This is a genomic window from Salinimicrobium maris (assembly GCF_049680855.1).
In the GTDB taxonomy this organism is placed as follows: domain Bacteria; phylum Bacteroidota; class Bacteroidia; order Flavobacteriales; family Flavobacteriaceae; genus Salinimicrobium.
Genome location: NZ_JBMPGS010000004.1, coordinates 265,247 through 289,451, shown reverse-complemented (window position 1 = coordinate 289,451; position 24,205 = coordinate 265,247). Strand labels below are relative to the sequence as shown.

Below are 24,205 nucleotides of genomic sequence, written 5' to 3'. Positions count from 1 at the left end.
CTTATGAAAATACTTTACCTGCACGGCTTAGACAGTAAATTAAGTGTCGAAAAGCGGAGCATCCTTGGAAATGTTGGAACTGTTTTAGCACCTGATCTGAACTATTACGAGGACAAAAATGCCATTGAAACGATCCTGGAGATGTATGAAGAAGATGAAATTGATGTGGTTATTGGCAGTAGCATGGGCGGTTTTGCCGGCTATTATGTTGCAAACAGACTTTCCTGCCCGGCATTATTGTTCAATCCGGCTTTGAAGAAAAGATCTGTTGCGCAAACTGTGCCTTTAGAAAAGACACAAAACAGCAGCATGCAACAATTTGTCATTGGGCAGCAGGATGAGGTAGTGAACCCCACAGATACTCTGGCATTTTTAGGTGGAAGTTTTAATCTTGGTACGCACTTCCATCTTCACCTGGTTCCAGGACTGGGGCATCGAATTCCGGAAGAAATATTCAACGAAGAGGTAACGAACTTCTTTGACAGGCTATATTAAGGGATAGTCTTATTAAGAAGAAGTTTGAACTTTCGAAGCGTTGACTTTCTTAAAGCCGAAAAATGTACCTTTATGGTTCTTCAAAAACTTTAATCTTATGCCTCTTATTTTACCTGTAGAAGATAAATTTCCGGAAATTCATTCAAGTGCTTTTATTGCCGAAAATGCTACTATTGTTGGCGATGTAAAAATTGGAAGAGAATGCTCTGTGTGGTTTACTGCTGTTATTCGGGGGGATGTGAATTCCATCAAAATTGGAAACCAAACGAATATCCAGGATGGTGCAGTTATTCATTGTACTTACGAAAAAGCGGCAACAACCCTGGGTGATGAAGTTTCTATAGGGCATCGAGCCATTGTTCACGGATGTACAGTGAAGAATAATGCTCTTATTGGAATGGGTGCAATTATTATGGACCATGCCGTAGTTGAAGAAAATTGTATTATAGCTGCAGGAGCGGTGGTGCTTGAAAATACAGTTTGTGAAGCGGGTTGTATTTATGCAGGCGTACCTGCCAGGAAAGTGAAAAAGTTAAGTGAAGAACAAATTAAAAACCTTAAAAAGACTGCAGCCAATTACATTATGTACAGCGGTTGGTTTACGCAGGAATGAAAGTTTTAGAAATCCAGGATCGAAAAAGAGCTTTTCAGCAGAGATTTTATTCTGGGTTTTATTAAAAAATTAAAAATGAGACGAAATCCTGTAACATTTTGAATTATTCGTCTACTTATGCAGGAGGAAATTACTTAAATAGATTTTTATCAATTCTTCGAAAGATTAAGGGTTTATAAGAGGAGTTCCTAAAGTTGTTTCTGTTTAAAAAGATCGGCAAATCCGATATATATTTTCCTAAACCGTCCCGACCGAAAATTCTACTTTTTATTGTAGGGGTGAAAAGTAGTAAGAGTAGGAGGACGGTTTTTTTATTGACTGAATATGGCATTTCTAAGAACTGCAGGATAGCATAGAGCAGCCTGCTTTTTGGGTCGCCCAGTCTGGCCTCTTTTTGAAGAATTCCTGATGCGCATCTGCATAAGGATTTTTCATTGCTGCCTGCAACTTTTCGAATAATTGATTATCTCCTTTTTCAAGTTCTTCAATGGCCTGGTGGAGCATATAATTCCTTATAATGAACTTTGGGTTTGCTTTTTCCATTAATTCCTTTCTTTCAGCTTGTGAAATTTGATTGCTCCTTATTCTTTCCGCATATTCCTGAATAAGGTCCAAAAATGCCATTTTTGAATTGCCTTCAGGCTTTGTATAAAAGGAAGGTGCAAAGAGATTCAGTATTTCCTCTTTCTGCATTTCCGGAGTTACCTTTATAAGTAGGCGATAAAAAATGGTCATATCTGGCTTGACAGTACCCAGCACTTCTTCAAAGCGACCAATCATTTTTTTATCGGTTTCCGTCACTTTATCCAGCCCAAGTTTACGGCCCATCATTGCATAGTAGTGTTGCCAAAAAATGTTTTCATAACTGCTAAGTGCTTCTTCCAACTCGTCTGTTTCGTCAAAGAAGTGTAATAGTGCACTGGCGAGTCTTCCCAGGTTCCAGTAACCTATGGACGGTTGGTTACCAAATGCGTAGCGCCTTCCGGGGAGATCTGTAGTGTTTGGAGTGAAATTTGGATCGTAGTCATCCAGGAAAGAAAATGGCCCGTAATCAATCGTTAGGCCAAGGATAGACATGTTATCGGTATTCATTACTCCGTGAACGAATCCTACACGCTGCCATTCGGTCATAAGAAAAGCTGTTTTTTCCACCACTTCCTTAAACCACTCCAGAACTTTATTTTCTCCCGAAATATGTGGATAATAGTTGTCGATAGTCCAGTGAACCAGTTTCTCCAGATTATCAATTTCTTTACCTGCAGCAAGAATTTCAAAACTGCCGAATCTCAAAAAACTGGGGGCGGTCCTTAGAACGATGGCGCCAGGTTCAAAAGCTGCATTTCCATCATAGAACATGTCACGCAAAATATCCTCTCCGGTTGAAACAAGACTTAGTGCACGTGTTGTAGGAATTCCCAGGTGATGCATTGCTTCGCTCATAAGATATTCCCGCACTGAAGATCGTAAAACCGCACGCCCATCGGCACGACGGGAATAGGCTGTAGGACCTGCTCCCTTTAATTGTAATTCCCATTTCTGCTTTTCACTTTCCCATTCTCCTAAAGTAATTGCACGGCCGTCACCAAGTTGTCCTGCCCAGTTTCCAAATTGATGTCCGGCATAACGTGCTGCATAGGGATACATTGATGCGGTGATCTTGTTTCCCGAGAGTACTTCAATGTCTTCTTTTGTAGGCATAGCTATTTTTAATTGGGCTGCAAGATCCTGTGACCAGGCCAGCAGTTTTGGCTGCTTGACTGGCGTGGGAATTGCTTTGCTGTATAAAACGCCGGGAGTTTGTCTGGGCGAAAGATCACCGCTTTCATCACCTTTAAAATTGTTGACAAAGCTATTTCGAAAATCTTTATGAACCAGGTTTTGCATCTTTTTCCATTTTAAAGAATAATATACCAATTAGTTTTTGGGGAAGAAATTTTTATTCCAATTTTCATATGCATGTGCTTATTGGCAAATTTCTTTTAGCACATTTTTAAAAAGAATGAATTTAAGGTGTTTATAATTAGTATTTTACACTATAAATGGAAGAGATTGAATGGTATAGGAACTAAAAAAGAGGAAATTTTTAGGTTTTTTAACTTCGGTTTAAATGATTGAGACTTTTATAGTTAAAGCTGAATTAAATTGTTTCTCCCTTTGTAGAAGAACACTAATTTTATTCCAAACAAAAAACAAAACTGTTATGACTTCATATCAAAGCCGAAATCAAATCCAGACAAAACTAGCGGAAATGGTGCCAGACCAGGTGGCGGAATGTAAGCAATGCGATGAACTGCCCCCGCAACTCGAAGAATTAATTCTTCACAATTTTCAGGCAAAATTCGTTTGCTACAATAAAGAAAAGAATGCCGTTGAGGTAGGAATAGAAGAAAACGAATCGCCTACAAGCTATCCGAGAATTAAAACCCGTACTTTTCCATTAGAGGAAACGGTTTCCTGGATCACTAAAACCTTTAAATCTGACGAGCAGGATCTAAAATTTTATGGAAGAATGATTGCTGCCCATGGTCACGTAAATCACGTAGATGAGGTAGTGCTGGTGTAAGACTTATAAACTTCAGGCTTTTTATAAAAAAACCTTCTGAAAATGTCATTTTCAGAAGGTTTTTCTTTTATAACCTAAAGGAGAAAGGATACAGCGTACCAGAAGTTTTATCTTTGGGTTTTAAAATAGAAAACTTAGCTAAATTGGATAAAGTTGAATATATAGTAAGGGAAACAGGCTTAAGTAAAAAGAATATTGCCAGTACGTTGACACTCTTGGAAGAAGATGCGACCATTCCCTTTATTTCGAGATATCGTAAAGAAGTTACGGGTAATCTGGATGAGGTGGAAATCGCTAATATTTTGAAGTTTAAAACAGCTTTTGAAGAACTTGAAAAGCGAAAAGAGGCAATTCTCAAAGCCATTTCGGCCCAGGAACAGTTAAACCCTGAACTTGAGCAGAAAATAAAATCCACTTATGAAATGGCCCGGCTTGAAGATCTTTACCTTCCGTTTAAGAAAAAGCGAAAAACGAAGGCAGATGTTGCGCGGGAATTAGGTTTGGAGCCACTTGCAAAGATGCTTATGGCACAAAATTCGAATAATATAGAAGCTGCGGCAGTGCGTTTCAAAGGAAAAGAGGTGCCTTCTGTTTCTGAAGCGCTGGCAGGAGCAAAAGATATCGTGGCCGAATGGATCAATGAAAATGAATTTATAAGAAAAAAACTTCGGAATATATTTCGGCATTCCGCAGAAATTTTCACAAAGAAAATCCGGAAGAAGAAGCCCGAAGAGGAACAGGCTGCTCAGAAGTTTAAACAATATTTTGAATGGTCAGAACCTCTAAAGAGTATTCCTTCTCACCGGCTGTTGGCCATCTTAAGGGCAGAAAATGAAAAATTTATTAGAGTAAAAGTAGGAGTAGACGAGGAGGAGGCGCTAGAGGCTGTAAGAGATGTGGTACTCAAAAAGGCTGAAAATTCCTGTACACCATATATCGATGCTGCTTTACAAGATTCTTACAAGCGCCTGCTTGAACCGGCACTCTCAAATGAAGCGCTTTCCCTGGCCAAAGAAAGAGCAGATGACGCCGCGATCAATGTTTTTGCAGATAATTTAAAGCAGCTTTTGCTGGCGCCGCCGTTGGGTGGAAAGCGAATCCTGGCGATTGATCCTGGTTTCAGGTCGGGCTGCAAATTAGTATGCCTGGACGAAAAAGGTGATTTGCTGCACAATGAGAACATTTATCCGCATGCACCACAGAAGGAGACGACCATGGCGATGAAAAAGGTGAAATCCCTGGTTAATGCCTACCAGATTGAAGCAATTTCAATAGGTAACGGAACAGCTTCGCGTGAAACAGAATTCTTTGTCAAAAAGATACAGTTTGATCGTAATGTGCAGGTCTTTGTGGTAAATGAAGCAGGCGCTTCCGTTTACTCGGCATCAAAGATTGCGCGTAGTGAGTTTCCTGAGTATGATGTGACGGTGCGTGGTGCTGTTTCCATAGGTCGTCGCCTTGCAGATCCCCTGGCAGAACTGGTGAAAATTGATCCTAAGGCGATTGGAGTGGGACAATACCAACACGACGTTGATGAAACGAAACTTAAAAATGAACTCGATAGGGTAGTGGAGAGTTGTGTAAATGGCATTGGCGTCAATGTAAATACCGCCAGCGCGCCACTTTTGTCCTATGTTTCAGGGATTGGACCTTCCCTGGCAGACAATATTGTTACCTATAGAAGCAAGACCGGAAAGCTTCATTCCAGAAAGGAGTTATTGAAAGTTCCAAGACTGGGTGAAAAAGCTTTTGAACAAGCTGCTGCTTTTCTTAGAATAAGCGATCCTGAGCATCCTTTAGATAACTCCTCTGTCCATCCTGAAAGTTATAAGATCGTAGAAAAAATGGCTTCAGATCTCAATGTGAGTTTGAAGCAGTTAATCGGAAATAAAGAATTACTTCAAAGAATAAAACCTCAGGATTATGTCAATGAGAAAGCAGGTTTGTCTACCATTGAAGATATTTTATCTGAACTTGAAAAGCCAGGTGTTGATCCTCGTAAGGCTGCTAAAGTTTTTGAATTTGATCCAAATGTGCGTAGCATTAAAGACCTTAAAACCGGAATGAACCTTCCGGGAATTGTTAACAATATTACGAACTTTGGGTGTTTTGTAGATGTTGGAATCAAAGAAAGCGGACTAGTTCATATATCTAAGCTGGCAAGCGAATTTGTGAGTGATGTGAACAGCGTTGTAAAACTGCATCAACATGTACAGGTCAAGGTCTTGGAGATAGATGAAGAAAGGAAAAGGATCCAGCTTTCTATGATAGATTAAAAAAGAAGAGAATTTTGCTTTAAGGGTAATTCCAGGGCGAATTTCAAAACCTGAATAAGAAACAGGAAAAAGACATAAACCAGAAGCACTTTTTACTTCGTGCTTCTGATTTTTTATGATGTAATATCTTTCATGATCATACCAGCGTGCACACGGGAATTCTCGATGAACCATTTATGTGTTTCTGTGCCGCCGCAAATTACCCCGGCAAGATATATTCCCTTCACATTGGTCTCCATAGTTTCAGGATCGTACTCTGGAATTTTTCTGCCGTCTTCAGATAATTTGATGCCTATATTTTTAAGGAATTCAAAATTAGGACGGTAGCCTGTTAGAAGTAATACAAAATCATTTTCTAAAACCTGTTCTCCTTCTTCGGAAGTAATAATAATTTCATCTTCCCTTATTTCCTTAAGACGAGCATTAAAAACCGCCTTTATGCTGCCTTCGTCAATACGGTTATCAATATCTGGTTTTACCCAATATTTTACTCTTTCCCCAATTGCAGGTTTCCGAACGATCATTGTCACGTCCCCCCCTTTACGGTAAATCTCAAGCGCTGCATCTACCGCGGAATTACTTGCGCCTACCACAACCGTCTTTTGTGTGGCATAAAAATGAGGATCTCCATAATAATGAGAAACCTTAGGAAGATTTTCCCCTGGAATATTCAAATAATTCGGAATATCGTAAAAACCAGTGGCTATAACCACATTATTGGAGGTGTAGCGGCCCTTGGTCGTCTTAACCTCGTGAAGATCTTCTTTGGAAGGACTAACTTTTTCGACTTTTTCAAATAACCTGATATTAAGATGGTTTGAGGTCGTAATCCTGCGATAATACTCCAATGCTTCTGCTTTTCGCGGCTTCGGATTATTGCTAATGAAGGGAATATTATCCAGTTCCAGTTTTTCTGAAGTAGAAAAAAAGGTCATATTCACCGGATAGTTGTACAAGGAATTTACAAGACAACCTTTTTCCAGAATCACATAAGAAAGTCCCTTTTTTGAGGCTTCCAGTCCGGAAGCAATGCCAATGGGACCGCCGCCTATTATTACAACATCGTATATTTCTTCAGTCTTAGGAATTTGCAATGGATCTTAGGTTTTTAATGGTTTCTGTTGGGTTTTCAGCTTTAAAGACAAAACTTCCTGCGACCAGCACGTCGGCCCCGGCATCAATAAGTTTTTTTGCATTTTCTGAAGTCACACCGCCATCAACTTCAATCAAAGTTTTAGCATTGTTTCTCTCAATCATTTCCTTTAGCTGTTTCACCTTTTTATAAGTATTTTGAATGAAACTTTGACCGCCAAAGCCAGGGTTCACACTCATCATACATACGAGATCAATGTCATCAATTACATCTTCAAGCAGGTTCACAGAAGTGTGAGGGTTCAAGGCAACACCGGATTTCATACCGGCTGCTTTAATGGCCTGCAGCGTCCTGTGGAGATGTGTGCAGGCTTCGTAATGAACGGTAAGATTAGTTGCGCCCAATGCAGCGAATTCTTTAATATACCTATCCGGGTCCACGATCATTAAGTGAACATCTATTGTTTTCTTAGCGTGTTTAGAAATGGCTTGTAAAACCGGCATTCCGTAGGAAATGTTGGGAACAAAAACGCCGTCCATAATGTCAATATGAAACCAGTCGGCTTCACTGTGGTTGATCATTTCTACGTCGCGTTGAAGATTTCCGAAGTCTGCGGCCAGTATCGAAGGGGCTATAAGTTTAGTCGTCATAAAAATTGTGTCGTGAAAGTTTCCCAAAAATAACAAGAATTAATGGAAACCTTATGCTTAGAAAGACAGACTTTGTAAGTATTCTCAAATCATAAGTTTGTGTAAAACCGGTTGATTTAGCTTGTTGAAAATGCTATATTTAATGCAATGCATTCAAAATTGAGAATTAAAAACTCTAAATTAACCAGTAGAATCTAAAAAATGGAGGCAGAAAGAGAACCTAAAAAAGAAACAAATTATGGTAAGGCAGGTTGCTTTATAGCAGTCCTTATTTTTGTGATTGTAGTGATACTAATTGCTACGGGCTTGATTAACTTCCCGAATATAACTTAAGAAAACGGGAACTTGTTTTAGATAGAAGCTTAATATCCAAAATGTTTACTGTTTTACTATTATTTCCCTATAAATGTTTGCAGTATGTATTTTACGGAATTACGTACTGACGGATTTAAATTATCAACCTCGGCAAGATAAGATTTCACTTCTGTAGATTTATTGGTAGCATTTGCAGCCGAGAAACTGCAGATGTAAGATTCAAATTGTGGCTCCTCTACTTCTTTTTGGAGAATTTTCAGGAGAGAATGATGTCGCTTGTCCTGGCGTATTACCTCATAAAGCTGATCCAAAACCTCCTTATCTCCTTCCAAAACCTGAAAAAAATTCCCTTCTGAAAAGAGTAAAATTCCCGTAATATTTTTCAGGTTATTATTCCTTTCACTCACATCCAGGATCTCCTGGATTTGATTTATGTCTAAACCTGGTACTGCTGTGCTTACATAGCAAATCGCGTGGCGCATGAAGTAGGAATTGTAATTTTATGAAATATAGTTAGTTCTTCCTAGTTTCACAATATTATGATCTAAAAATGTCTCTCGGATAAAAAAGGTAGAGGAAATGGCATTTTCGGAAAAAAAACCCCGGGAATCACTCCGGGGTTCTTTCATCAATCAAAAAACGAACAGTTATGTACACCCCGGTCATCACTCCGCGGCTAAAACTGTTGTCATCTTTATCCCAGGTAAGTTTTAAGAATCTTACTTCTGGAGGTATGCTTTAATCTTCTAATTGCTTTTTCTTTAATTTGGCGTACGCGTTCTCTGGTAAGATCAAAAGTCTCGCCAATTTCTTCTAACGTCATTGGGTGTTGATCTCCCAAACCAAAATATAAACGAATTACATCGGCCTCACGTGGCGTAAGAGTTTCTAAAGCTCTTTCAATTTCTGTTCGCAAAGATTCGTGAAGTAATTCTTTATCTGGGTTCGGTGATTCTCCAGACCTCAAAACATCGTAAAGGTTGGAATCTTCCCCTTCAACCAAAGGCGCATCCATAGATACGTGGCGCCCGGAATTCTTCATGGATTCCTTTACGTCGTTAATGGTCATATCCAATTCTTTTGCGATCTCTTCGGCACTTGGTGGACGCTCATGTGACTGCTCAAGAAAAGCAAAAGTTTTATTGATCTTGTTAATAGAACCAATTTTGTTCAACGGCAAACGTACAATACGGGATTGTTCTGCCAGTGCCTGTAGGATTGACTGGCGAATCCACCATACCGCATAAGATATAAATTTAAATCCACGGGTTTCGTCAAAACGCTTCGCAGCTTTAATTAATCCTAAATTTCCTTCGTTAATAAGATCGGGAAGAGTTAATCCCTGGTTTTGATATTGTTTCGCTACAGATACCACAAAACGTAAATTTGCTTTAGTGAGTTTCTCTAAAGCACGGTCATCACCCGCCTTAATTCTTTGTGCTAATTCTACCTCTTCATCAGCGGTAATTAAATCAACTTTACCAATTTCTTGCAAATACTTATCCAGCGAAGCAGTTTCACGATTTGTTACCTGCTTCGTAATTTTAAGTTGTCTCATCTATCGTCTCCTTGGATTTTTAATTGTGAATGACTCTTGTAATAAGTTATACGTGCAGAGTCGGAAAAATGTTACAAAAATAACAGAAAAATAAATCCGTTTTAAAAACGGCAATTGCCAAGAGTGCTATTTACCTCAAAGGGAAACGTATTTATATGTAATTTATGAAAAAAAAGCCCCGAATAAATCGGGGCTCTTGTATTAAAGAAGAAAGAAGATAATTAATCCTTTCTATTGTCTCTGGAACCTCTATTGTCGCGACTGCGGTTGTCTCTTGAACCTCCACGATTATCACGACCTCCACCATCACGGTTGTTATCCCGTGGTGGCCTTGCCTGGTATCCCTCAGGTTTTTCTAAAAGTGCTTTTCGAGATACTTTTTCCTTTCTGGTTTTTGGATCTACTCCAAAATATTTCACGTCAATAATATCTCCAACATTTACAACATCGGTAACATTATCTGTACGTTCCCAGGCTAGTTCAGAAATGTGAAGTAGTACTTCATTTCCAGGGGCATCAACGTATTCTACTACTGCGCCAAAGTCAAGAACCTTGATCACTTTTACTTCGTAAACACTTCCTTTTTCAGGTTTGAAAAGGAGAGAATCTATCTTAGCAAGAACTTTATCAATTCCTTCCTGGTTTGTACCAAGGATTTCTACCACCCCTTGTTCGTCAACCTCATTGATCACGATTTCGGTTCCTGTAGTTTTCTGTAATTCCTGAATTACTTTTCCACCAGGGCCAATAAGTGCGCCAATGAATTCTCCAGGAATTGTTCTGGTGATGATCTTTGGAGCGTGTGCTTTTACATTTTCACTAGGTTCAGAAATAGTTTCTGCAATTTTATCAAGAATATGCAACCTTCCTTCTCTGGCCTGTTTTAATGCCTTTACGAGGATCTCGTAAGAAAGCCCTTTCACTTTGATGTCCATCTGACAAGCGGTTATACCATCTGCCGTTCCGGTAACTTTAAAGTCCATATCACCCAAAGCATCTTCATCTCCCAGGATATCTGAAAGAACAGCGAAATCTTCACCTTGAGAAATTAATCCCATTGCGATTCCTGAAACAGGTTTCTTTAATTGAATCCCTGCATCCATTAATGCCATGGTACCCGCACATACAGTTGCCATAGAGGAAGATCCATTAGATTCAAGTACTTCAGAAACTACACGTACCGTATAAGGACAATCTGCAGGAATCATATTTTTTAAAGCACGTTGTGCCAGGTTTCCATGTCCAATCTCACGTCTTGAAGTTCCTCTTAATGGATAAGCTTCTCCGGTTGAGAAAGGAGGGAAGTTATAATGAAGATAGAAAGTTTCTTCTCCCTGGTAAGTTGGCAGGTCTACCTGGTTAGCTTCTCTTGAAGTCCCCAAAGTCACGGTTGCCAATGCTTGAGTTTCACCTCTTGTAAAAAGTGCCGAACCATGCGTTGCTGGTAAGTAAGCTACTTCGGACCAAATTGGGCGAATTTCATTCGTTTTTCTACCATCAAGACGTACACCTTCTTTTAAGGTAAGGTCTCTAATTGCTGCTTTTTGTGTTTCCTTGAAATACCTAGAGATCATTGCGCCATTCTCTTCCAGTTCTTCTTCAGAAAATAGGCTTTTTACTTCCTCTTTTATTTCAGAAAAAGCTGCGCTTCTATCATGCTTTGCTTTAGCAGCTTTAGCGGTATCATAGATTTTTTGATATGCAGCTTCACGAATTTTTTGCCTGATGCTGTCATCATCTTTTGCAGTTTCATACTCACGAGGTTCTTTCTTTCCGAAAGCTTCTGCAAGACGAACCTGCGCATCAATTTGAATTTTGATGGCTTCATGAGCGAATTTAATAGCCTCGGCCATTTCTTCTTCGCTGCATTCCATCATTTCACCTTCTACCATCATCACAGAGTCGGCAGAAGCACCAATGATCATATCAATATCAGATTCTGCCAGTTGAGAACGGCTTGGATTGATCACAAACTCTCCGTTGATACGAGCGACACGCGCTTCAGAAATTGGAGTCTCGAAAGGAATGTCAGAAAGCTGGATCGCAGCAGAGGCGGCAAGACCGGCCAATGCATCTGGCATGACTTCTTCGTCATGAGACATCAACTGGATCATTACCTGCGTTTCAAATTTGTAATCTGAAGGGAATAAAGGTCTTAACACCCTGTCCACCAATCTCATTACAAGAATTTCTTCGGTACTTGGTCTTGCTTCTCTTTTGAAGAATCCGCCCGGGTAACGACCTGCAGCCGCAAATTTTTCACGGTAATCCAAGGTCAACGGAAAGAAATCCATTGTAGTTGGTGTGTGGGAAGAGACAACGGTACAAAGCATTACTGCATCGCCCATTCTTAGCTCTACAGATCCATGTGCCTGTTTTGCCAATTTTCCGGTTTCAAGGGAAATGGTTCTGCCATCTCCTAGCTCGATAACCTCTTTAAATGTTTTTGGAATCATAAATTTTTAAATCTTACCTGCTCTGGGCAGGTTTGTTAAACAATGGTCTCCCATCATACAGGATGGGACTGGTTGTTGTGTTGTGTGTTGTTGTAAGACCAATGAAAAACCGCCTTTTTCAGCCTCTAATCGTAAATTACTGGCTTTGGGGAGACATTTATTTTTAAAAGCTTTTGAAAAATAACAGGATAGGAATTTACACAGATTTCTTCAGGTAAAAGCAAAAACCAATANCCGCCTTTTTCAGCCTCTAATCGTAAATTACTGGCTTTGGGGAGACATTTATTTTTAAAAGCTTTTGAAAAATAACAGGATAGGAATTTACACAGATTTCTTCAGGTAAAAGCAAAAACCAATAAATTTTTCAAAAGAGAGAATTTTCTAAAAAAAGAGTAAAAAAAAAGGGGCGCAAAGCCCCTCAATATTATTTTCTTAATCCTAATTCTTTAACGATGGCACGATACCTTAAGATATCTTTCTTCATTAAATAGTCAAGAAGGCTTCTTCTTTTACCTACTAGTTTTACTAGCGAACGCTCAGTATTGAAATCCTGGCGATTGTTCTTAAGGTGTTGTGTAAGGTGCTCGATCCTGTGAGTGAACAAAGCGATTTGTCCTTCTGCAGATCCTGTATCGTTCTTATCTTTACCGTGTTTTGCAAAAAGTTCTTCTTTTGCTTCTTTAGTTAAATACATTCCAATATTAATTTTAATGATTTTTATGTATTGGCAGCTTTTCTGCCAAGCGGCAAATATAATACTTTCCTGAATATATTTCTTCCTGAAGCGTTTTTTATTTTAAAAACCGGAATAAAATATGTTAGGCTCTTACCGGTTGATTTTGAATAAGATCAATGTAAAGATTTACCTTATTTTTTAGTTCAGATCTTTTGGTGATAAAATCAAGAAAACCATGTTCTTTTAAAAATTCTGAAGTTTGGAAATCCTCCGGTAGATCTTTTCCGGTTGTATCTTTAACTACTCGTGGACCGGCGAAGCCTATAAGTGCACCGGGTTCTGCAATATTAATATCACCAAGCATCGCGAAAGATGCTGTAGTTCCACCGGTTGTTGGATCTGTACAAAGGGAAATGTAAGGAATTTTTGCATCTGCCAGTTGTGCTAGTTTTGCTGATGTTTTGGCGAGCTGCATTAAAGACAATGCTGCTTCCATCATTCTGGCTCCTCCAGACTTTGAAATAACCATTAGTGGAAGTTTGTGCTCCAAAGCATAATCTGCCGCGCGTGAAATTTTTTCACCTACGACAGATCCCATGGAACCTCCAATAAATTTAAAGTCCATACAGGCGATCACAAGTTCCCTGCCCTTAGATTTTCCAACTGCTGTGCGAACTGCATCTTTTAATCCTGTTTGAGATTGTGCAGCTTCCAGCCGGTCGGTATATTTTTTCGTGTCTTCAAAATTCAAAGGATCTTTGGAGGTAAGATTTTTGTCAAGTTCTGTAAATTCATTGTTGTCAAACAGGATCTTGAAATACTCATTACTTCCAATTCTCACGTGGTAGCCATCTTCGGGACTCACATAAAAATTCTTCTCCAATTGATCTGCATCAACAATCTTCCCCGTAGGAGATTTATACCACAAACCTTTAGGGACATCTTTTTTGTCTTCAGTTGCAGTTTGTATACCTTTTTGTGTTCTTCTAAACCAGGCCATGTTTCTAATATTTTCTATTTAAGATCGGGACATTTTAAAATGAAATTTCCAGACCTTCTTCTGAAAAAAATCAGACTAAAGCTTTAGCTTCAGCCTGATTTACTATTTATATTATAAAGTATTTACGTTATTAAGGTCTTCAAAAGCCTTTTTAAGTCTTGCTTTAAAAGTGAGTTCCCCTTCTCTAAGCCATTTTCTTGGATCGTAATGTTTTTTGTTAGGAACTTCTTCTCCTTCAGGATTACCAATTTGGGCTGCAAGATAATCGGTTTTTTCAGCCATATAATCACGAATTCCTTCAAGGTAAGCGTACTGAAGATCTGTGTCGATATTCATTTTGATAGCTCCATATCCTATAGCTTCACGAATTTCTTCAACAGTAGAACCGCTTCCTCCGTGGAAAACGAAATCTATAGAATTCTCTCCCAAACCATACTTTTTGGATACATAATCCTGTGAATTTTTAAGGATCTTTGGAGTCAATTTCACATTCCCTGGCTTGTATACCCCGTGAACATTACCAAAAGCAGCTGCAATGGTGAATTGATCGCTTACTTTGCTTAGCTCCTCATAAGCATAAGCTACTTCCTCTGGCTGCGTATATAATTTTGAAGAATCTATATCTGTGTTGTCTACGCCATCTTCTTCACCTCCTGTAACACCAAGTTCAATTTCTAAAGTCATCCCCATCTTGCTCATGCGCTCAAGGTATTTCTTGCAGATCTCTATATTTTCTTCCAGGCTTTCTTCTGAAAGATCGATCATGTGAGAACTGTAAAGAGGTTTTCCTGTTTCTTTGAAATACGCTTCACCGGCATCCAGCATACCGTCTATCCACGGAAGTAATTTTTTAGCGGCATGATCTGTATGTAAAATCACACTTACTCCATATGCTTCAGCTAAGGCATGAACATGTTTTGCACCTGCAACGGCTCCTGCAATAGCAGCTCTTTGGTTCTCGTTAGAAAGACCTTTTCCTGCATTAAAATGCGCACCTCCGTTTGAAAATTGTATAATAACAGGAGAATTAAGCTCGGCCGCAGTTTCCAGAACAGCATTAATGCTGCTGCTTCCTATAACGTTTACCGCCGGAAGAGCGAAGTTCTTGCTCTTGGCATATTTGAAAATTTCCTGTACTTCTTTTCCAGTGGCTACACCGGGTTTGATGTTGTGAGTCATAACTAAGATTTAGATTAACAAAAATAAGAAAATAAGTTGGCTTAAAAAGGATAATTGATTCCTACATTAAATACAGCTTTCGAAAGGTTCCAGTCTTTGAACCATCGGTTTCCCATTTCCCTGGCCGGATTGTACGTCTTGAATCCAACGTCAAATCGCAGTACAAAAAAATCAAAATCGTATCGCAAACCAACACCCGATCCTACTGCAATATCCTCTAAATTTGAAAGTGAAGTAAACGTTGAGGCTTCTTCTTCCACCACATCCAGCACATTCCAAATGTTACCCACATCAATAAATACTGCACTTTTTAAATCTCCTATTAATTGGTAGCGATACTCCGCATTAAAGGCTAATTTGAAATTAGCTTCATTAAATTCGTTTCGACCGCCGCTGCTGCCCGGCCCCAGGTCGTAAGGCTGCCATGCCCGGTTGTCGTTTGGTCCGCCGGCAAAAAAACTTCTTATAAAAGGTATGCTGTTAGAATTTCCATACGGAATTGCGATTCCTCCAAAAGAGCGTATAGCAAAGACATTTTCACTACCCAGATCCCAGTGCTTGATGTAATCAATTTCAGTCTTAATGTATTGGGAAAATCGTACACCAAACAGGCTGTAGCGACCATCTTCCGACTGTTCGAGATTTGTGAGTTTTGCTAAACCGGAAAGTAAATTTCCTGCACTTTCCAGTTTTACGCGCAATCTTGAAAAATCTTCGTCATATATATCTTCTTTTTTATTCAGGATGTACGAAAAATTGGTCGAATAGATAAGATTGTCTTCTGTAAGACGATTTTTTCGTTCTCTTAGATCGCTTAAGTTCTCTTCCTGCAAATTGGTGAGATTAAAGCCGCCCTGGCGGGTGTCATTGAGAAACTGATTGGCGCCTTCAGGAATAATTAGCCGACGATTAGCGGGATCATTATATTCTGTAAAATAATCGTCATAAATAATGACATTTTCCGCAGTCGCTATATTGTTTAATTCCTCATAAGAATTGCGATAGATATTGAAGTAATTTGCGGTATTGAGATTGCGAACATATTGAATGTTAAGTAGATCTAACTGGTGGGAGAGAATGTCTGAGGGAGACCAGCGATAGCTCATAATAGCCGTTAAACTTTGTTTGTCCAGGCCAATATTGTGTTGCGTATTTGCTCCAAGGCTAAAGGAGGTAAAAGGGTACATGTATTTGGGAATGAACTTCTCTGTAGACACCGGGAAAAATATTCGGGGAAGCGTAAGTTTTATATCCGTTCCTACTTCGGTGATGTCAAAGAACCTGTCGTTTGTTGAGGAGATGTCTTTAGAAGATCCTATGCTTCCGCGTCCTGAAATCTCCAGGATTTCGGCGCGTTTAAAGATATTCCGGATCAGCAATGAGCCCCCAAATCCAATCCCGAATTTTTGAATATTGCTTTGTGAAAGATCAAATTCAAATCCCAAAGAGTACTTGGCACGAGGGGTGAGAAAAATATTGGCAATAAGGTTGGTTCCCGTAGTATCTGCAGGGTCGGGCATGTATTGTATATTTGGATATCTAAAAATACCCAATTGATTGATACGGTTGTAGGTTAGGCTGCGGTCATTATCGGCATAGGTGCTTCCGGGATTTATAAAGATAGCATCGGTTAACGCCTGCGGACGATAATCCAGTTTATCAAAGCTATAAATGTGGTAACCTTCATAAGATGCAGTGTCGGTTACTGGTTCATTTCTTTTGTCGAAATTATAATCTGGGAAAACGTTGACTTCACTAACTTTATGGACTTTGAACGGGATGCGTGTGCTCGCGCCGTCTATAGTTGTTTCGCGATTCTGAATGAGAACACTGGAGTTTACCTTTTTCTGTGTATTGATGGTATCTGCTTCAAAAGCAATATATTCCTGTTCAAAATGAAAAAGGCCATTGTTCCTAAAAAGTGTGGTGAGCCGATCTCTCTCCGCACTAAAGTCTGATGTTTTGTAGCGCGTCCCGGGAATAATCAGAGAATTTTCCTTATAAACGCTGTAAATAGAATCTGCAACTGGAGATAGTATTCTTGTAGTGACAGAATCTATAAAATACGGTTGTTTTGGATTTACATAATATGCTACTTCGGCTTTCTTTTTCTTCCCCGGAATAATTTCATAGGAGGTTTCGGCATCAAACCAGCCTTGATTCCAATACCAGGTCCTGAGTCTTTCAGCAGACCTTTCAGTTCTGCTCTCCTTTACAAGTGCAGGTGCTTCCCCCACTTCCTGAAGCCATTGATTGAAGTTGACATAGGAAATGCCAAGGCGTTTTACCTGTTTTTCAGACAGAAGGCGCGAAAGCCGTTCTTCACGTCCTGGTTTCTTTTGAAGCCAGTTCTGGAAAGTGGAATCGGGATTTAGATCTGCCAGGTTATAGGTGTAGAGCTGCAGTGGGATACCTAAAAAAGATTGATTGGGAGCCTGATATAATTGATTGTATAATCTTGCTTCTGAAGTCTTTTCGCCATCTACAAAAATAGTGTTATCAGTAAGTAAATATTCATCACTGCCAACTCTTTTAACTGCATTACAGGAGGAAAATAGAATAAGGATTAAAAGAATTAATGATATTTTTGCCGAAATGCTTTTCAAATAAGTGATTTAAAGTGTTCAAAAATACGATTTTGGAATGTTTAGTAAAAGCCAAATTAAATTTATAAATAGTCTAGTTCAAAAAAAGTATCGAGAGAAACACGGGCTGTTTTTAGCCGAAGGAAAAAAGACCATTCAGGAGTTGCTAAATTCCTCGCTTTCTTTGCATTCTCTTTATACAACCGAAAACATTTTTGAGGCAGACAATGAGAAAACATTTCTTATAAATCACGCGGAATTAAAAAAAATCAGCCAGCTTTCTACTGCACAAACAGCTTTGGCAGTTTTTCGATATCCAGAGGTTTCAAAAATGGCATATTCGGGATTGATTTTGGCACTTGACGGTATTCGTGATCCCGGTAATTTGGGAACAATTATCAGGTTATGTGATTGGTTTGGGATCGAGCAATTGATCTGTTCAAATGATACGGTAGATTGCTATAATCCCAAGGTTGTACAGGCTACCATGGGTTCTATCGCAAGAGTAAATGTTATTTATATAGATATAAATGAATTCCTGGAAGCGGGAAATGCATTAAATTTCCCAATTTATGGTGCTTCTATGGAAGGAGCTAATGTTTATGAGCAAAAAATTCCTTCGGAAGGGATTCTGGTTCTGGGAAATGAGGCAAACGGCATTCGACCTCAAACTGAAGCACACATAAAGAGAAAATTAAGTATCCCGCAGTTTGGTAATTCAAAAGAGACTGAAAGCCTTAATGTAGCCACTGCAACAGCTGTGTTGTTAAGTGAATTCCGAAGAAGTGTTTTTACTGAAAGGTAAAGTTTATAAATACAGCCCGAGATGACATTTTTGCCACATTACCAGTGTAGATACTGTTTGGGTTTTCATCTCTAATCAATTCATCATTAATGGCAAAAACGCCTCTTATGGACGGGGTGAATTTGAAATAGTAGAGATAAAAGTCTATCCCAAAACCAAGTTCATAGTAATAGGAATTTGTAGTCATTCGGAACTGTCCGTCCCTGTTGTCTTCCGGGTTATTTTCGTTACTGGAGAGATTTAGGGAAGTAGATAGCCCGCCAACCACAAAGGGCTTGAAATTGTTGAGACGCTGTGCAGAAAACTTCAGTAAAAGAGGAATATGCACATAGGTGGAATTGATTTCCCGAAAGGTATCGGGATCTGCTTTGGTCACCTGGAAATTTATGCGGTTAAAAGCAACTCCAGGTTCCAGCCGCAAGTCTAAATGATTTGTAAGTCTCAGGTTACCTACCAGGCCAACATTAAAGCCTATTGTTCGATCAACCACAAAATCCTTCCGAAGAAACTTGTTGCCAGGAATTTCTTTATAATCAAAGTTCAAATCATAGGTGTTAAACCCCAAGAAATATCCCCAGGACCAGCGCTGCAGGTCAATATTCTCATTATTTAGAACATTCTCACCGGTAAATAATTGCGCTCTTAAAGGTTGCACGCAGACTAAAAGCAGTGCAATCAAAAAAAATTTCTTCATAATTCTATTTTGAAGCCGTATAGATTGTAGCAACTCCCATTGTCTGGGGTTTGTTTTCTACATTAGTAAACCCAATTTTGCGCAAAATATTGTTCAGTTTTTCTCCGTGTGGAAATGCGGCTGCACTTTCACTAAGGTATGAATAAGCATCCTTGTCTTTTGAAAAGAGTTTGCCTATAAGTGGAAGAAGGTTTTTGGTGTAGAAATTATATCCCTGTTTGTAAGGAAATTTTGTGGGGACAGATGTCTCTAAAATGACAAAAACACCGCCAGGTTTCAAGACTCTGAGGATTTCTTGCAGCCCTTTTTCTAAATCTTCAAAATTCCGAACGCCAAAGGCAACAGTAATTGCGTCAAAGGAATTATCTTCAAAAGGTAAGTCCTCAGAATCCCCCTGAACCATTTGAATTTTTGCCGATAAGTTCTTTTCGGCAATTTTCTTTCTTCCAACAGCAAGCATGCCTTCAGAAAGATCTAATCCTACAACTTCTGAAGCTCCGGTTTTCACCAGATTTATTGCAAGGTCTCCTGTACCTGTCGCAATGTCCAGCACTTGTCGGGGATTAGAAGCTTTTACAATGGCAACTACTTTCTTTCTCCATTTCACATCAATTCCAAAAGAGATTACGCGGTTTAAACCATCATAATTGGTAGAAATGGTGTCAAACATTTTCTCTACCTGCTGCTTCTTGTTAAGATGAGATTCTTTATAAGGCTTTATCTTTTTGCTCATTTGCAAATTTTTGCCCAAAGATACAAGTTATCATCTAATAGCCTTCTTTTGAATTCCTTTTTATAAAATGGTAGTTTGTTTTGGTTCAATGAAATATCATACCTTTGTTATTCTTGATTTATAATTCCTATGAAGATAATAATTGCCGGTGCCGGTGAGGTTGGGTTTCATTTAGCAAAATTGCTCTCTTATGAATCCCAGGATATAACCTTGATCGACAACAGTAAAGATCACCTGATGTATGCTGATACCCATTTGGATATTAGGACAATAAAGGGAGATGCAACGTCAATTAATGTATTGAAAGATGCACACGTAAAGAACGTAGATCTTTTGATAGCAGTTACTTCTAGCGAAACAACTAATATTACCACCTGTGTCCTGGCGAAACAACTTGGAGCCAAACGTACTATTGCAAGGATTGCTAATACCGAATTTCTTGAAAATAAAGAGGAAATAGGTTTCGTAAGGTTCGGAATTGATGAGCTAATTTCCCCTGAAGCGCTTGCCGCTCGGGAGATCGAACTTTTGCTTAACCAGTCTGCCTTTAATGATAGCTATGAGTTTGAAGATGGCGCCCTTACCATGGTGGGATTGAATTTATCCAGGACTGCAGCTTTTGTTGGAAAAACAGTGAAGGAAGCAGCGAAAATCTTTCCGGGACTGCATTTCATGCCTATCGCGATCCAGCGTTTTGGAACGCAGTACACATTGATCCCTAGAGGAGATACACAATTTAAGGAAGGAGACCAGGTTTATTTTGTGACCACCAGAGGTGGTGTGGATGAGCTATACAAGCTTACGGGAAAAGTAAAACAGGATATCAAAAATGTTATGATCCTGGGAGGTAGTAAAATCGGGAAGAAAACGACTAGAGATCTTTGCCAGAACAATTTCAGGGTGAAACTTATTGAAAATAATAAAAATAAAGCCTTTGACCTGGCAGATGAACTTCCGAAGGCACTTGTAATTCATGGTGACGGAAGGAATGTGGAGCTTTTAGATGAAGAGAATATTCAGGATATGGATGCCTTTATCGCGGTAACAGGAAATTCTGAAACAAACATTATGACCTGCCTTGTCGCAAAATCCAAAAGCGTTAAAAGAACGATCGCGTTGGTAGAGAATATGGATTACTTTCAGTTAAGCCATTCTATAGGGATCGATACTCTTATTAATAAAAAATTACTGGCGGCAAATAATATTTTTAGATATATAAGAAAGGGAGAGGTTGTGGCGATGACAAAGCTGAACAACATGAATGCAGAACTACTCGAATTCATTGTTAAACCTACTTCCAAAGCCAGCGACAAAAAGATTAAGGATCTTGACTTTCCGCGCTCTGCAATTATTGGAGGCGTGATAAGAGAAGGAGAAGGGCAAATTGCTCTGGGAGATTTTCGTATTCAGCCCGGGGATCGGGTGGTTGTTTGTTCATTACCACGCTCTATTAGTAAAGTGGAAAAAATGTTTCTTTAATGCCACGTCTTAACTACCAGATAATTTTTCATATCATGGGGCTGCTGTTGCTGTGCAACGGCGGATTCATGTTAACAGCCGCACTTGTAAGCTGGTATTATGAAGACGGGGTTACCATGCAAATTTCTGCAGCATCCTTGATCACACTGCTTTCCGGCATGTTCTTGATGTACAATACTCGCGGGCACCGTAAGGAAATTAAGAAGCGCGAAGGTTACATTGTAGTTTCCTTCGGATGGATCTTTATGGCCTTAAGCGGAACACTTCCTTATGTTATTTCTGAAAGTATTCCTTCCTTCACAAATGCCTTTTTTGAGACCATGAGTGGTTATACGACCACAGGTGCTTCAATTTTAAATGATATTGAATCAATTCCTGAAGGCGTTTTGTTCTGGAGGAGTTTAACCCACTGGATAGGCGGTATGGGAATCATCGTACTGGCCATTGCTATTTTGCCATTGCTGGGAATAGGTGGAATGCAGCTTTTTAGTGCTGAAGCTCCCGGCCCCAGTGCAGATAAATTAAAGCCCAGGATTACTGATACCGCAAAAAGATTGTGGTTCATTTACGTGGGACTCACGGTGGCCGAAGCTATTTTGCTTAAGGTAGCAGGAATGAACATGTTTGATGCCGTAAATCATGCGCTGAGTACCTTATCTACCGGCGGATTTTCAACCAAAAATGCAAGCGTTGCTTATTGGAATGATAACCCGATGATACAGTACATCATCATTTTTTTTATGTTCATAGCCGGAACAAATTTCGTGATCAACTATTTCGCCTTCAAGGGAAAAGTGCAGCGAGTTTTGCATGATGAAGAATTTAAGTGGTACGGTATTTTTATTGCTACATTCACTATTATTTCCTCTGTGGTAATCTATTTTAGTGCAGATTTGGGATTATCTTCCATTGATCATCCTATGGTGCTTGGTAGGGCAGAAAGTGGCTTTCGTCACTCCCTGTTCCAGGTGCTGGCAATCGTTACCACTACAGGATTTGTTACTGCAGATTATACCTTGTGGACCACATTTTTGACCGTTCTTTTCTTCGGATTATTTTTTCTAGGAGGTTCCGCCGGTTCCACTGCGGGTGGTGTAAAGGTGATGCGGCACGTGATCATGATCAAAAACGGACTCGCAGAATTTAAAAGAACCCTTCATCCCAGCGCTATTTTACCGGTAAGATTCAATGGAAAAGCCATCGGGAATGAAATTGTTTTTAATGTCCTTGGGTTTTTCATCCTATATATGCTTTCCTTTATTATTGGAGCTGTCGTGCTGGCTGCTCTAGGGCTAGACCTGGAAACTGCCATAGGCGGCGCAGCTTCTTCCCTGGGAAATATTGGTCCAGCCTTTGGAAGCCTGGGTCCTGTAAATAACTTTGATGTACTTCCCGCCGCGGGAAAATGGTGGTGTGCTTTTCTAATGCTTATCGGGAGGCTTGAATTATTTACTGTGCTTATCCTGCTTACCCCATTCTTCTGGAGAAACAGATAATGATAAAAAACATATTCAAAAATGGTATTTTAAGCGGACTTTCTGCAAATTCTTCTTCTAAAGCTAATTGACTGCCAGTTATCTTTAATGAATAGCACTTTTTTAAGAATACTTGTTCCTGCCCATTCAAAAATGGTGTTTTTATACAAGATTATGTAGATAAACAGCTTCGGAAAGGTGCTTTTTATATCTTTTTTCTATTCAGAATATTTTCTGAAGATATTGTAACTTCTGAAGTGTAATTTTTGGCACTTTTTCTTCTGAAGAATCGGCTTTTTGATGCAAAAAAAATCCCCTCACTTTCAGGAAAGGGGATTTTTTGAATCCTAATATTCGACAAAATTAATTTGCTTAAGAAAGGGCATTTTTGATGCGCTGCATAGCTTCTTTTATTTGAGCTTCGCTGGCTGCATAAGAAAACCGAATACAATTCGGACTTCCAAAGGCATCTCCTGTTACGGTCGCAACTAAAGCTTCTTCCAAAAGGAACATGGAAAAATCTGTAGCGTCGTTTATTTTGTGCCCTTTGATCGTTTTTCCGAAGAAATGAGAGATATCTGGGAACACGTAAAAAGCACCTTCGGGTTCTGTAATTACAAATCCCTCAATCTCTGTCATGAGATCAATGATAAGCTTTCTTCGTTCTTTGAACTTATCGATCATAAATTGAATGTTGGATACTGGTGCTTCCAATGCGGTTATAACGGCTCTTTGAGCGATACAGTTGGCGCCGCTGGTAATTTGGCCCTGCATTTTATTACAGGCACGGGCAATTTCGGCAGGCGCACCAATGTATCCAATCCTCCAGCCGGTCATGGCGAAGGCTTTTGAAACTCCGTTGACTGTTACCACGCGATCATACATGTCTTCAAACTGTGCCATAGAAGCATGTTTTCCCACGAAGTTAATATGTTCGTAGATCTCATCGCTTACCACCACAATATCAGGATGTTTCGCTAAAACATCTGCCAGGCCTCGCAATTCTTCTTTGCTGTAAACCATCCCGCTGGGATTGGAAGGAGAACTGTACCACAACATTTTTGTCTTTGGTGTGATCGCTTCTTCCAGTTGCTGCGGTGTCATCTTGAAATTACTTTCAACCCCGGTCCTGACTTCTACCGGGACACCTTCGGCTAATTTCACTATTTCGGCATAACTCACCCAATAAGGGCAGGGCAGAATCACCTCGTCTCCGGGATTAAGCATCACCATGGCGATATTGGCTAAAGATTGTTTAGCGCCGGTTGAAACTACGATCTGGGAACGATCATACGTAAGGTTATTATCCCGTTTGAATTTGGTGATGATCGCGTCTTTAAGCTCTACATAACCATCTACAGGAGTGTAGGAATTATAATTTTCATTAATTGCTTTAACGGCTGCTTCTTTAATAAAATCGGGTGTGTTAAAGTCGGGTTCTCCTAAACTAAGGCCGATGATGTCTTTTCCTTCTGCACGTAACTCGCGAGACTTTGCTGCCATCGCCAAAGTTTGGGACGTGGACATGTTGTTAATTCTGTCAGATAAATGCATTTGTTG

Annotated in this window: 20 protein-coding genes; 7 read left to right on the top strand and 13 right to left on the bottom strand. The window is 39.5% G+C overall.

All coding sequences use genetic code 11. The features are described from left to right. Positions 1–3 precede the first annotated feature (3 nt). Together ACOV1Q_RS13565 and ACOV1Q_RS13560 are read left to right on the top strand one after the other, a co-directional pair. Positions 4–495: a YqiA/YcfP family alpha/beta fold hydrolase gene (locus ACOV1Q_RS13565; protein ID WP_424494943.1), complete on the top strand. Its 492-nt coding sequence runs from the start codon at positions 4–6 to the stop codon at positions 493–495. Between the two features lie 97 nt (positions 496–592). Further along, complete coding sequence (locus ACOV1Q_RS13560; RefSeq protein WP_424494942.1) at positions 593–1,108, top strand: gamma carbonic anhydrase family protein; 516 nt, start codon at positions 593–595, stop codon at positions 1,106–1,108. Positions 1,109–1,441: 333 nt separating this feature from the next. Here ACOV1Q_RS13560 and ACOV1Q_RS13555 read toward each other — a convergent pair whose 3' ends face one another. Continuing rightward, positions 1,442–2,992 carry a protein adenylyltransferase SelO gene (locus ACOV1Q_RS13555; protein ID WP_424494941.1) on the bottom strand — a complete coding sequence of 517 codons (1,551 nt, stop codon included), beginning with the start codon at positions 2,990–2,992 and terminating at the stop codon, positions 1,442–1,444. A gap of 316 nt (positions 2,993–3,308) precedes the next feature. Here ACOV1Q_RS13555 and ACOV1Q_RS13550 point away from each other — a divergent pair, with 316 nt between their 5' ends. Beyond that, a complete protein-coding gene (locus ACOV1Q_RS13550) occupies positions 3,309–3,671 on the top strand; it encodes a hypothetical protein (protein ID WP_424494940.1) in 363 nt (120 codons plus the stop codon). Positions 3,672–3,814: 143 nt separating this feature from the next. Then, entirely contained in the window at positions 3,815–5,947 is a 2,133-nt protein-coding gene (locus ACOV1Q_RS13545; protein ID WP_424494939.1) for a Tex family protein, read from the top strand. A gap of 113 nt (positions 5,948–6,060) precedes the next feature. On the opposite strand, the gene ACOV1Q_RS13540 is transcribed toward ACOV1Q_RS13545, so the two are convergent. The 9 genes from ACOV1Q_RS13540 to tamL form a co-directional block, all read right to left on the bottom strand. Further along, complete coding sequence (locus ACOV1Q_RS13540) at positions 6,061–7,041, bottom strand: YpdA family putative bacillithiol disulfide reductase (protein ID WP_424494938.1); 981 nt, start codon at positions 7,039–7,041, stop codon at positions 6,061–6,063. Next, positions 7,028–7,690 carry a ribulose-phosphate 3-epimerase gene (gene rpe / locus ACOV1Q_RS13535; RefSeq protein WP_424494937.1) on the bottom strand — a complete coding sequence of 221 codons (663 nt, stop codon included), beginning with the start codon at positions 7,688–7,690 and terminating at the stop codon, positions 7,028–7,030. The genes ACOV1Q_RS13540 and rpe overlap by 14 nt, the downstream gene beginning before the upstream one ends. 392 nt (positions 7,691–8,082) lie before the next feature. Then, positions 8,083–8,487: a BLUF domain-containing protein gene (locus ACOV1Q_RS13530; RefSeq protein ID WP_424494936.1), complete on the bottom strand. Its 405-nt coding sequence runs from the start codon at positions 8,485–8,487 to the stop codon at positions 8,083–8,085. A gap of 212 nt (positions 8,488–8,699) precedes the next feature. After that, positions 8,700–9,563, bottom strand: coding sequence for a sigma-70 family RNA polymerase sigma factor (locus tag ACOV1Q_RS13525; protein ID WP_011708302.1), 864 nt, complete (start codon positions 9,561–9,563; stop codon positions 8,700–8,702). Between the two features lie 221 nt (positions 9,564–9,784). Further along, positions 9,785–12,019, bottom strand: a complete 2,235-nt coding sequence (locus ACOV1Q_RS13520) for a polyribonucleotide nucleotidyltransferase (protein ID WP_424494935.1) — start codon at positions 12,017–12,019, stop codon at positions 9,785–9,787. Between the two features lie 424 nt (positions 12,020–12,443). Then, complete coding sequence (rpsO, locus tag ACOV1Q_RS13515; RefSeq protein WP_424494934.1) at positions 12,444–12,713, bottom strand: 30S ribosomal protein S15; 270 nt, start codon at positions 12,711–12,713, stop codon at positions 12,444–12,446. Between the two features lie 124 nt (positions 12,714–12,837). After that, positions 12,838–13,695, bottom strand: a complete 858-nt coding sequence (gene accD, locus ACOV1Q_RS13510; RefSeq protein ID WP_424494933.1) for an acetyl-CoA carboxylase, carboxyltransferase subunit beta — start codon at positions 13,693–13,695, stop codon at positions 12,838–12,840. 111 nt (positions 13,696–13,806) lie between these two features. Beyond that, positions 13,807–14,874 carry a class II fructose-bisphosphate aldolase gene (gene fbaA, locus ACOV1Q_RS13505; protein WP_424494932.1) on the bottom strand — a complete coding sequence of 356 codons (1,068 nt, stop codon included), beginning with the start codon at positions 14,872–14,874 and terminating at the stop codon, positions 13,807–13,809. Between the two features lie 41 nt (positions 14,875–14,915). Further along, a complete protein-coding gene (gene tamL, locus ACOV1Q_RS13500) occupies positions 14,916–17,480 on the bottom strand; it encodes a translocation and assembly module lipoprotein TamL (protein ID WP_424494931.1) in 2,565 nt (854 codons plus the stop codon). Positions 17,481–17,517: 37 nt separating this feature from the next. On the opposite strand from tamL, the gene ACOV1Q_RS13495 reads away from it, so the two are divergent. Next, positions 17,518–18,264, top strand: coding sequence for a TrmH family RNA methyltransferase (locus tag ACOV1Q_RS13495; RefSeq protein WP_424494930.1), 747 nt, complete (start codon positions 17,518–17,520; stop codon positions 18,262–18,264). On the opposite strand, the gene porT is transcribed toward ACOV1Q_RS13495, so the two are convergent. Further along, positions 18,251–18,958: a type IX secretion/gliding motility protein PorT/SprT gene (gene porT / locus ACOV1Q_RS13490; RefSeq protein ID WP_424494929.1), complete on the bottom strand. Its 708-nt coding sequence runs from the start codon at positions 18,956–18,958 to the stop codon at positions 18,251–18,253. The two genes, ACOV1Q_RS13495 and porT, sit on opposite strands and share 14 nt — an antisense overlap. A 4-nt stretch (positions 18,959–18,962) precedes the next feature. After that, the gene (gene ubiE / locus ACOV1Q_RS13485; protein WP_424494928.1) at positions 18,963–19,691 is read right to left on the bottom strand and encodes a bifunctional demethylmenaquinone methyltransferase/2-methoxy-6-polyprenyl-1,4-benzoquinol methylase UbiE; all 729 of its coding nucleotides are present in this window, start codon (positions 19,689–19,691) and stop codon (positions 18,963–18,965) included. Positions 19,692–19,820: 129 nt separating this feature from the next. Here ubiE and trkA point away from each other — a divergent pair, with 129 nt between their 5' ends. Both trkA and ACOV1Q_RS13475 read left to right on the top strand, forming a co-directional pair. Then, positions 19,821–21,170, top strand: a complete 1,350-nt coding sequence (gene trkA, locus ACOV1Q_RS13480) for a Trk system potassium transporter TrkA (protein WP_424494927.1) — start codon at positions 19,821–19,823, stop codon at positions 21,168–21,170. After that, positions 21,170–22,666 (top strand): TrkH family potassium uptake protein, encoded by a 1,497-nt coding sequence (locus tag ACOV1Q_RS13475; protein ID WP_424494926.1) that lies wholly within the window; start codon positions 21,170–21,172, stop codon positions 22,664–22,666. The genes trkA and ACOV1Q_RS13475 overlap by 1 nt, the downstream gene beginning before the upstream one ends. 351 nt (positions 22,667–23,017) lie before the next feature. Here the strand turns inward: ACOV1Q_RS13475 and ACOV1Q_RS13470 are convergent, their stop codons facing one another. After that, on the bottom strand, positions 23,018–24,172 hold the full coding sequence (locus tag ACOV1Q_RS13470) for a pyridoxal phosphate-dependent aminotransferase (RefSeq protein ID WP_424494925.1): 1,155 nt from the start codon (positions 24,170–24,172) through the stop codon (positions 23,018–23,020). Between the last annotated feature and the right edge of the window lie 33 nt (positions 24,173–24,205).

Excerpts from the sequence above, each read along its gene's own strand:
- ACOV1Q_RS13565 (WP_424494943.1), top strand. The coding sequence starts at position 4 with ATGAAAATACTTTACCTGCACGGCTTAGACAGTAAATTAAGTGTCGAA.
- ACOV1Q_RS13560 (WP_424494942.1), top strand. The coding sequence starts at position 593 with ATGCCTCTTATTTTACCTGTAGAAGATAAATTTCCGGAAATTCATTCA.
- ACOV1Q_RS13555 (WP_424494941.1), bottom strand. The coding sequence starts at position 2,992 with ATGCAAAACCTGGTTCATAAAGATTTTCGAAATAGCTTTGTCAACAAT.
- ACOV1Q_RS13550 (WP_424494940.1), top strand. The coding sequence starts at position 3,309 with ATGACTTCATATCAAAGCCGAAATCAAATCCAGACAAAACTAGCGGAA.
- rpe (WP_424494937.1), bottom strand. The coding sequence starts at position 7,690 with ATGACGACTAAACTTATAGCCCCTTCGATACTGGCCGCAGACTTCGGA.
- ACOV1Q_RS13530 (WP_424494936.1), bottom strand. The coding sequence starts at position 8,487 with ATGCGCCACGCGATTTGCTATGTAAGCACAGCAGTACCAGGTTTAGAC.
- ACOV1Q_RS13525 (WP_011708302.1), bottom strand. The coding sequence starts at position 9,563 with ATGAGACAACTTAAAATTACGAAGCAGGTAACAAATCGTGAAACTGCT.
- ACOV1Q_RS13520 (WP_424494935.1), bottom strand. The coding sequence starts at position 12,019 with ATGATTCCAAAAACATTTAAAGAGGTTATCGAGCTAGGAGATGGCAGA.
- rpsO (WP_424494934.1), bottom strand. The coding sequence starts at position 12,713 with ATGTATTTAACTAAAGAAGCAAAAGAAGAACTTTTTGCAAAACACGGT.
- accD (WP_424494933.1), bottom strand. The coding sequence starts at position 13,695 with ATGGCCTGGTTTAGAAGAACACAAAAAGGTATACAAACTGCAACTGAA.
- fbaA (WP_424494932.1), bottom strand. The coding sequence starts at position 14,874 with ATGACTCACAACATCAAACCCGGTGTAGCCACTGGAAAAGAAGTACAG.
- ACOV1Q_RS13495 (WP_424494930.1), top strand. The coding sequence starts at position 17,518 with ATGTTTAGTAAAAGCCAAATTAAATTTATAAATAGTCTAGTTCAAAAA.
- porT (WP_424494929.1), bottom strand. The coding sequence starts at position 18,958 with ATGAAGAAATTTTTTTTGATTGCACTGCTTTTAGTCTGCGTGCAACCT.
- ubiE (WP_424494928.1), bottom strand. The coding sequence starts at position 19,691 with ATGAGCAAAAAGATAAAGCCTTATAAAGAATCTCATCTTAACAAGAAG.
- trkA (WP_424494927.1), top strand. The coding sequence starts at position 19,821 with ATGAAGATAATAATTGCCGGTGCCGGTGAGGTTGGGTTTCATTTAGCA.
- ACOV1Q_RS13475 (WP_424494926.1), top strand. The coding sequence starts at position 21,170 with ATGCCACGTCTTAACTACCAGATAATTTTTCATATCATGGGGCTGCTG.
- ACOV1Q_RS13470 (WP_424494925.1), bottom strand. The coding sequence starts at position 24,172 with ATGTCCACGTCCCAAACTTTGGCGATGGCAGCAAAGTCTCGCGAGTTA.